Source organism: uncultured Faecalicoccus sp., assembly GCF_944327125.1.
Lineage (GTDB): Bacteria > Bacillota_I > Bacilli_A > Erysipelotrichales > Erysipelotrichaceae > Faecalicoccus.
This window is the reverse complement of the sequence record NZ_CALVGO010000050.1, coordinates 1-9175: the sequence shown is the minus strand read 5'-3', so window position 1 is coordinate 9175 and position 9175 is coordinate 1. Positions and strand designations below refer to the sequence as shown.

Sequence of the window (9175 nt, the reverse complement as noted above, 5' to 3'; positions counted from 1 at the left end):
ATTCGAACCCACGTGCCCGTGAAGGCAACTCGATTTCGAGTCGAGCTCGTTATGACCACTTCGATACGTCTCCGTGCTCATGTATTGTATCATAAAAGTAAGCGTATAGTAACTAAATTTCATTGAATGGCAAAAAATGATTTGATATACTCGCGTTATGGTAACCTTTTTAGTTAAAAAATTCGTCAAAGACTATCAAAATACAAAGGATTCCCATGTGCGCAGTGCTGTAGGACGTCTTTGCGGCTATATTGGGATCCTGGCCAATGTTTTTTTATTTGTGATCAAATATTTGATTGGGGCGATCGTCAACAGCGTTTCCATACGGGCCGATGCGATCAACAACCTGTCGGATGCCTGCAGCAATATCATTTCGATCGTATCCTTTCATCTTTCCAACAAACCGGCAGATAAGGAACATCCCTTCGGCCATGAAAGAACCGAAACGATCGCATCTTTGTTTGTGGGGCTGATCGTTGGCTATATCGGTATCGAAATGGCAAGAGAAAGTGTGAACAAGATCCTTCATCCAGAAGCTGTGGATTTTCGCATGGTCACGGTCTTGATTCTGGTGATCTCGATCCTGGTCAAGCTTTGGATGTATTTCTACAATAAAAAGCTTTCCAAGATCTATGATTCTTCCCTGTTGGAAGCGACTGCCCTGGATTCCATCAGTGATGTGATGGGGACAGGGGCCGTTCTTCTTTCTACGGTATTATCACCTCTGGTACATTGGAATCTGGATGGGTACATGGGCATCATCGTTTCGTGTTTGATTCTATACAACGCCTATGGTCTGATCAAAGAAGTCATCAATTCTTTACTGGGAGAAGCACCGGACACCAAGATCGTACAGGAATTGAATCGGACGATCTTATCGGATCGGCAAGTTCTGGGGGTCCACGATTTGATGATCCATAATTATGGACCGAATCGTTTGTTTGCGAACGCGCATGTGGAAGTGGATTCGGATCAGGATATTTTTGTGGTTCATGATGCCATTGACAATATTGAACGAAAAGTAAAAAAAGAAATGGGGATCGAACTGGTTCTTCATATGGATCCGGTCAAGGTCAACGACCCTTTGACCGAACAGTATAAGAAACAAGTGGCCAAGGCCATCAAAGCGTTGAATGTGGAATGGAATTTCCACGATTTCCGTATCGTATCGGGACCGACCCATGTCAATCTGGTTTTTGATCTGGTCATTCCGTTTTCGGAGAAACGAACCAAGGAGGAAATCAAGGCACTTTTAAAAGAGAAAATCGATTCAGATAAAGAAGTCTATCTTGTATTAACAATTGACCATCCTATGGCTTAGGATGGTCTTTTTATATATCCGAAGGTAAAGTGTTCTCCGCATTTAGGAAATTCCCGGGTGCGGTTGTTGCGGCGATAGCTGAAACAGTTTTGGGCATCGGTCAAAGTGTCCATATCTGAGAGATGGATGTTTTCTTTTGGGATTCCCAGATCCATCAGCATCTTTGCGTTGAGTCCCTGATTATCAAACAGGGCCTTTTCCTTGGAAAGAGGATGAATAAAAGGACGGGAGTCCATGGGCAGATCCTGGATCTGTTCCACGACTTCCATGCCGATCTCCAAAGAAGAAACCTGCAGGCTGGGGCTGAAGAAGACTTTTGTGTTTTCAGGATGCAGCAGTCCCTCCTGGATCAGATGACAAACGGTCTTTCTGGTGATCATCTGCACGCTTCCTTTCCATCCGGAATGAATGACGCAAAGGCAGGGAGTGCTCTCATCGATCAGCAAGATTCCCAGACAGTCGGCGGTAAAAACACCAATCAAGATCTCAGGCTCGGTGGTATACAGGGCATCGACATCCATGATACTGGACTCTTTATCATACGCACCTTTTGTGAGATCGTTTTTAGTTACACGATAATAATTGGCGGTGTGTTTTTGCCAGGGAAGGGCCCAGTGATCCAAAGGAAGCGTTTCTTTTTCGAGTTCAAATCGGTTTTTCATGACGCCTTTTGGGTCGTTGCATACGTGGAGGGCCATATTGTTCTGATCGGGTTTTTGGGCATCTTTCAAAGTGGTGGCTCCATAAATGATGTTTTGATTCCATACTATTTTTTTCATAGATTTATTGTATCAGAAAAGAAGAAAAAAGTTCGATTTTTAGCACTAAACACTTGCGCTTGCTAAAGAATATGGTATACTGTTAGCAGACAAAGGATAAGAGTGCTAGAAAGGGGCCTTGGATATGGAACTGACACAGCGGCAAAAAGTGATCTTCAAAACAATCGTTGAAGAGTTTACACGATGTGCAGAACCGGTAGGATCTAAGACACTGATGCAGATCCTGGATTTTCCGGTTTCTTCAGCGACCATTCGAAACGAAATGGCCACATTGGAGAAAGCGGGATTGTTGGAGAAGACGCATACTTCCAGCGGACGTATCCCGAGTCAAAAAGGATATCGCTACTATGTGGAATATCTGATGGAAGCCAACCTGGATTCGCAGGTCAAGAATTCCTTGCAGCAGGTATTTTCACAAAGACACTATTCCATTGACGAAGTCGTTGAAAAGAGCTGTGATATCTTGAGCCATATGACCAATCTGACCAGTATCGTACTGGGGCCGGACAGCCGAAGTCAGAAGCTTCAGCATGTGCAGCTGATTCCTATCAGCGAAACCAGTGCAGTCGGCATTATTGTTACCGATCAGGGGCATACGGAGAACAAGGTATTCAACTTTGGAACAGAAGTTTCGGTTCAGGATATCAAAACGTGTACTGAACTGTTGAATGATCAGCTGACGGGGACTTTGATCAGTGAAGTGGTTGACAAAATGAAGGAGATCGAACCTTTGATGGCAGCCAAGGTCGTTCGTCATGAAGTGCTCTTCGAAGCGTTTGTAACAGCGTTCATGCGCTTTGCCACCGAAAAGGTCAAAGTTTCAGGCCGAAGCAACATGCTCTATCAGCCGGAGTTCAGCGACTTGGGAAAACTGAAGGAACTGATGGCCGTGCTGGAGAATTCCAGTCTCTTTCATCAATGGACAGATCAGGCCGACAATGTGATGGTTCAGATCGATTCGCGAAATGAACTGCTTCAGATCGGTGATTGTTCTGTTGTCACAACGAAATTCCATTACAACAACGATGAAGAAGGACAGCTGATGGTCGTAGGGCCGAATCGAATGCAGTATTCGAAAGTGGTCGCCCTGATGGATTACATGTCCAGCGTGATCGAAGATGTCTTTGCACATAAAGGAGGCGGGGATAGCGATGAGCGAAAAAAATAAAAAAGAGAAAAAACTAAAAAAAGAAGAGGAAAAGGAAATCAAGGAAGAAGAACAACAAGCTTCTTCGGAAGAGAAGAATCCTTTGGAAGAAGAAATTGAAAAGCTGAATGAAGAATTGGCCAAAGCAAAAAACGATATGGCACGTGCGTATGCGGATACGGAAAATATGAAGAAACGTCTTCAAAATGAGGCCGATCAAGTGAAAAAGTATCGTTTTCAGCAGGCGGGATTGGAGATCCTACCGATTTTGGACGGCATGGAAAGAGCTTTGATGGTACAAAGTGAAAACGAAGAAGTTTTGAACTATGTCAAAGGATTTGAAATGATCCACCAGCAGCTTTTGAATGTTTTGACAAATGAAGGAGTCAAAGAAATCGAAGCGTTAGGAAAACCTTTTGACCACAATACGATGCAGGCGTTGATGCAGGAAGCAAAAGAAGATACAGAACCGGGCATCGTAATTGAAGTGATGCAGAAGGGATATATGTTGAAAGATAGAATCTTAAGGCCAGCCTTAGTGAAGGTCAGTGAGTAAAGGAGGAATCGACTATGGCAAAAATTATTGGTATTGACTTGGGAACAACAAACAGTTGTGTAGCCGTTATGGAAGGTAAGGATCCAAAAGTGATCCCTAACCCGGAAGGAAACCGTACAACACCAAGTGTTGTCGCTTTTAAAAATGGAGAACGTATCATTGGGGATGCCGCAAAGCGTCAGGCTGTCACCAACAAGAATACGATTTCTTCGATCAAACGTTTGATGGGAACCAATGAAAAAGTGGAAGCGGAAGGAAAACAGTACACGCCGCAGGAAATCAGTGCGATGATCTTACAGTATCTGAAATCTTATGCCGAAGATTATTTAGGGGAACCCGTGACCAAAGCTGTCATCACTGTTCCAGCTTACTTTAACGATGCGCAGCGTCAGGCAACCAAAGATGCCGGTAGAATCGCTGGTTTGGAAGTAGAACGTATTATCAATGAACCAACAGCGGCCGCTCTGGCATATGGTATCGATAAAACGGATAAAGAACAGAAAGTTTTGATCTATGACTTAGGTGGAGGAACTTTCGATGTCAGCATTCTGGATCTGGCCGATGGAACTTTTGAAGTATTGTCGACCAACGGAGATACGCATTTAGGTGGAGATGACTTCGATAATGTATTGGTTGACTGGATGGCTGATACATTCAAGAAAGAAAACGGAATTGATTTAAAACAGGATACAATGGCTTTGCAGCGTTTAAAAGAAGCGGCTGAAAAGGCAAAGAAAGACTTGAGTGGAGTTATGCAGACACAGATCAGCTTGCCATTCATCTCTGCCGGTCCAGCTGGTCCGCTTCACTTTGAAGCAACCTTAACGCGAGCTAAATTTGATGAAATGACCAAGAGTCTGGTTGATCGTACTTTGATCCCTATTGAAAACGCATTGCGTGATGCCAAATTGTCTAAAAACGATATCGATCAGGTATTGCTGGTAGGGGGATCCACTCGTATCCCAGCGGTACAGGAAGCGGTACGCAAGGCTTTAGGAAAAGATCCTAACCATTCGGTCAACCCAGATGAAGCGGTTGCCATGGGTGCCAGCATCCAGGGTGGTGTTATCTCTGGTGATGTCAAAGACGTATTGTTACTGGATGTTACACCATTGTCATTAGGTATCGAAACCATGGGTGGTGTTATGACGGTACTGATTCCGCGTAACACAACGATCCCTACAAGCAAATCGCAGATCTTCTCTACAGCGGCTGACAATCAGCCGGCTGTTGATATCAAGGTCTTGCAGGGAGAACGTCCAATGGCTAATGACAACAAGGTGTTAGGAAACTTCCAGCTGACAGGAATCGCACCAGCTCGCCGTGGTATTCCACAAATCGAAGTAACATTTGATATCGATGCCAACGGTATCGTGCATGTAAGCGCAAAAGATAAAGGAACTGGAAAAGAACAGTCCATTACGATCCAGAACTCCAGCGGATTAAGCGATGAAGAAATCGACCGTATGGTTCGTGAAGCGGAAGAACATAAGGCCGAAGATGACAAACGAAAAGATGAGATCGACTTGAGAAACCGTGCGGAAGGTTTCATTGCCCAGATCGATGCGATGCTGGAAGATGGAAAAGATAAGATCGATCCAAAACAGGCGGAAGAAACGAAGAAACTTCGTGATGATCTGCAGAAGTCTCTGGATGAAAACAACATGGAAGATGTTCGTAATAAACTGGAGGCGTTGGAAAAGGCAGCGCAGATGGCTGGTCAGCAGATGTATCAGCAGCAGGCACAGTCAGGAGCCTCGGATCCGTCCAACAATACGCACACCAATGACGATGTCGTTGATGGCGAATTTACCGAAAAACACTAAAAAGTAAAGTTCTAGCGTCCGCTAGAACTTTCTATTGAGATAGGAGGGAAAAATCATGGCTAATGAGAAAAGAGATTATTATGAAGTGCTGGGCGTTTCCAGAGATGCGACCGAAGATCAAATCAAAAAAGCGTACCGTAAACTGGCCATGAAATATCACCCCGATGTGAATAAAGATCCGGGTGCAGAAGATAAGTTCAAGGAGATCAATGAAGCTTACGAAGTCTTAAGCGACAAAGAAAAACGAGCTACGTATGATCAGTTTGGATTTGCCGGTATGGACGGTTTCAGCCAGGGCGGTTTCCAGGGCGGCTTTACGGATTTTGGCGACTTGAACGATATTTTTGGGTCTTTCTTTGGCGGATCCGGTTTTGGGTTCGGCTCGTCTTCGCGCCGTAATACCAACCAGCCTCGTCAGGGACAGGATCGCTATATGCAGATGCGGATCAGTTTTATGGATTCGATTTTCGGGAAAACGGAAACGATCACGCTGGAAGTGGACGAAACCTGTTCTCACTGTAAAGGCAGCGGTGCTGAAAGTCCTGGCGATGTGCAGACGTGTCCGACTTGTCATGGGACCGGGTATGTCATGACCCAGCAGCGCAGTATGTTTGGTGTGATTCAACAGCAGACAGTCTGTCCGGAATGTCATGGAACGGGGAAAAAGGTCAGTCATGCCTGTCATAAATGTCATGGACAGGGATATGAGCATAAACGGGTAAAACTGGATATCAAGATCCCGGCCGGTATCTCTTCGGGGCAGCAGATCCGTATTGCGGGCAAAGGAGAACGTGGTACAAACGGAGGGCCGAATGGAGATCTTTATATCGAGATCTTTGTCCAGCCGCATTCGACTTTTAAGCGCGATGGAAATGATATTTATATCAAGGTGCCGATCAGTGCCTTGGATGCGACCATTGGAACCAGTGTGCAGGTGCCGACTGTCTATGGGGATGTGGAATTGAAGATCCCTGAAGGAACACAGCCGAATACAAAATTCCGTCTAAAGGGAAAAGGTGTCAAGACAAGCCGTCAGACCGGCGATGAGTTTGTGGAAGTGACCATTGAGATCCCTAAAAAATTGACGCGGAAAGAGCGTGAGCTGTATGAACAGTTAAGAAAGGGACAGAAAGAAAGTCCGTTTGAACGGTTTAAAAATTCGTTTAAATAAAGTAAAAGGAACTTGAAATCGATTCAGGTTCCTTTTTCATTCTAAAATATCCAGGCCATGAGCAAACAGTAACTCATTGGCTTTTTGTACGGTATACCGATGTCTTATGGCGTAGATCAAAATGGAATCTTTTTTGACTTTGGCATAGAGCTTGCCGTTGTCGCTTAAGGAAAGAAGGTTGTCGGTATCATGCAGATCCAAATGCATGGCCAGGGCAAGCTGTACGATCTTGTCTTTGCTTCCTTTTTTAGCACCGCTGCAGATTTGATAGGCGTAATTTTCCTGCATGTTGGTTTGATGGATGACATCTTTTTTCTCCATGTTCTGTTTTTTCATACAGGCTTCCAGGTACGATACAAAGTCGACATTGGGAATCTGTTCCAGGATCGTCTCTAAAGAAGACTCGGTGTTTAAAAGTTCAATCAGTTTTTCTGTGGGAATCATAATTACCTCTCAAAAGTATGGTAAAATAAAGTCTGTAGTTAGGCAAGAGAAAATGATACCGTCAATTTACAAGACCGTGAAAGTTTTTAAGGAAACAAAGGACAAACGCATCCTCTTGAAGCAGAAAAAGATGGATGGTTCTTTTTTTGTGCAAAGAGAACTTAGAAACGGGGATTACTTTGTATACACGGAATTGATGAAGGCTTCGATTGACGGGATCCCTAAAATCTATGATGTCTTTATTGAAAAGGGATGGCTGATCGTCCAGGAAGAATACATTGCGGCCCGGCGTCTGGATCAGATGCTTCCTTTATCTTCGAACCAGGCTGCCGATGTTCTTTGTCAGCTTTGTGATATACTTGGTTTTCTTCATGGATTGGATCCTCCGATCCTTCATCGGGACATCAAACCGGAAAATCTGTTTTACAGAGATGGAAAAGTCATCCTCTTTGATTTTGACATTGCCCGCCGGTATGATAAAACCAAACAAAAGGATACCACGCTTTTAGGAAGCGTGGGCTATGCACCGCCGGAGCAGTTTGGCTTTTCGCAGACCACAGTACAAAGCGATATTTATTCATGCGGAAAACTGTTTCAGGTTTTGCTTACCGGCGATATGGATAAGGAAGCCAGGGGTAAATATGCGATGATCATCTCTAAGGCGATGAGCATGGATCCCAAAGATCGTTATCAAAATGTCAAAGACTTAAAAAAAGCGATCCAGACCGGCGGTTTTGTCTTTCCCGGATGGAACAATCGGACCAAAAAGGGAAAAATCGGAGCCTGGATCGGATGGCTGGCGATCTTTCTGGTCATGATCAAGATCAATCCGGCCGAAAATGTCGTTTTTGTCAATGATATTTACTATATGCTCAGCTGTTTTTACTGTATGGCACTGATGGAATTTGTGATCTGCAACCGTCATTTGTTGAAGACGAAATACATGATCTTACGAGTATTTATAGGCGGAGGAGTCTATTTTCTTCTTTTGGTTCTGGGACTGGTGATCTTCATGGCATTGGATCTGATTATGCTCTAAGCATAACAAAATCAAAACTGCTTTATCTATACTGAAGATAAGCAGTTTTTTTATGCTTGAGAAAGGGAGACTTGATCATGAAAATCGTTAAAATCGGATGTTGTCTGGCACTGGCCATGGGACTTTGTGCCTGTTCGTCTTCAGAACCAGCCAAGGAACAAGAAGTCGAAAAAAAGGAAAGCAAGACCTATGAATCGATCTTGCAGGAGTATTCGGACAAGATCATCGAAATGACTCCGGGTCTGGTGGAAGACTACAACAATGAATATCCGGCCTTGAATGGAGACATCACAGAGATGGCAAAGTTATCCAATGATAAAATCACAGAACTTGCCGAAGTGTCTACCGAAGGCATTGAGGAAATGGCAAGTCTGATGTTTGATCAGGGCGATGAATATGAAGTATATGAAGAATGGGCAGGAAAGCTTCAGGATGTGTATATGGAATATGCCCAGCAGATCACTGATGCGTATATGGCATCTGCAAGTTAAGGAGGAAGAGATATGGAACAAAATCAATCAAATGGAAAAGCTACCGCCAGTCTTGTCTTGGGAATCGTATCGATCGTATTGATTTTCTTTGGCGTTTACGGAGAAATTTTCGGGATCGTATGCGGGATCGTCGGAATGATCTTGGCCGTTAAGGCGCGAAATGAAAATCCCAGTGGAATCGCTATTGCCGGTCTGGTGTGCTCGATCGTAGGAACGGTACTGTGTGCCATTGGCTTTGTGGCCTGTGCCTGCGTATTGGGCGGTCTGGCCAGTGCTTCGGCTGCTCTTCAGTAAGAAAGCCTATGCAAGTAACGGATTATGCGCTATGGACCTTGATTGGCTTAGGAGCCTGTCTTGTCTATGGCGCTTTTTCCATTCCTAAACAACATAGAGAACAAGCC

At 44.3% G+C, this 9175-nt stretch carries 10 protein-coding genes; 8 read left to right on the top strand and 2 right to left on the bottom strand.

The features are described 5' to 3' along the window. The first annotated feature begins 157 nt into the window (after positions 1-157). The gene (locus tag Q0K03_RS06150) at positions 158-1321 is read left to right on the top strand and encodes a cation diffusion facilitator family transporter (RefSeq protein WP_297238842.1); all 1164 of its coding nucleotides are present in this window, start codon (positions 158-160) and stop codon (positions 1319-1321) included. Here Q0K03_RS06150 and Q0K03_RS06145 read toward each other — a convergent pair. Beyond that, positions 1318-2100 (bottom strand): polyphenol oxidase family protein, encoded by a 783-nt coding sequence (locus Q0K03_RS06145; RefSeq protein WP_297238841.1) that lies wholly within the window; start codon positions 2098-2100, stop codon positions 1318-1320. The two genes, Q0K03_RS06150 and Q0K03_RS06145, sit on opposite strands and share 4 nt — an antisense overlap. 124 nt (positions 2101-2224) lie before the next feature. Between Q0K03_RS06145 and hrcA the strand changes: the two genes are divergently transcribed. From hrcA to dnaJ, 4 genes are read left to right on the top strand one after another with little or no spacing between them, the layout of a single operon-like run. Then, entirely contained in the window at positions 2225-3268 is a 1044-nt protein-coding gene (gene hrcA, locus Q0K03_RS06140) for a heat-inducible transcriptional repressor HrcA (RefSeq protein WP_297238840.1), read from the top strand. Then, on the top strand, positions 3252-3803 hold the full coding sequence (gene grpE, locus Q0K03_RS06135) for a nucleotide exchange factor GrpE (RefSeq protein ID WP_297238839.1): 552 nt from the start codon (positions 3252-3254) through the stop codon (positions 3801-3803). The genes hrcA and grpE overlap by 17 nt, the downstream gene beginning before the upstream one ends. 14 nt (positions 3804-3817) lie before the next feature. Continuing rightward, entirely contained in the window at positions 3818-5629 is a 1812-nt protein-coding gene (gene dnaK / locus Q0K03_RS06130; protein WP_297238838.1) for a molecular chaperone DnaK, read from the top strand. 55 nt (positions 5630-5684) lie between these two features. Continuing rightward, on the top strand, positions 5685-6800 hold the full coding sequence (dnaJ, locus tag Q0K03_RS06125; RefSeq protein WP_297238837.1) for a molecular chaperone DnaJ: 1116 nt from the start codon (positions 5685-5687) through the stop codon (positions 6798-6800). A gap of 36 nt (positions 6801-6836) precedes the next feature. Here dnaJ and Q0K03_RS06120 read toward each other — a convergent pair whose 3' ends face one another. Beyond that, complete coding sequence (locus tag Q0K03_RS06120; RefSeq protein WP_297238830.1) at positions 6837-7244, bottom strand: hypothetical protein; 408 nt, start codon at positions 7242-7244, stop codon at positions 6837-6839. Between the two features lie 52 nt (positions 7245-7296). On the opposite strand from Q0K03_RS06120, the gene Q0K03_RS06115 reads away from it, so the two are divergent. The 3 genes from Q0K03_RS06115 (at position 7297) to Q0K03_RS06105 (ending at position 9068) form a co-directional block, all read left to right on the top strand. Then, positions 7297-8283: a protein kinase gene (locus Q0K03_RS06115; RefSeq protein ID WP_297238825.1), complete on the top strand. Its 987-nt coding sequence runs from the start codon at positions 7297-7299 to the stop codon at positions 8281-8283. Between the two features lie 77 nt (positions 8284-8360). Then, positions 8361-8774: a hypothetical protein gene (locus Q0K03_RS06110; RefSeq protein ID WP_297238821.1), complete on the top strand. Its 414-nt coding sequence runs from the start codon at positions 8361-8363 to the stop codon at positions 8772-8774. Between the two features lie 12 nt (positions 8775-8786). Further along, entirely contained in the window at positions 8787-9068 is a 282-nt protein-coding gene (locus Q0K03_RS06105; RefSeq protein WP_297238818.1) for a DUF4190 domain-containing protein, read from the top strand. Positions 9069-9175 lie beyond the last annotated feature (107 nt).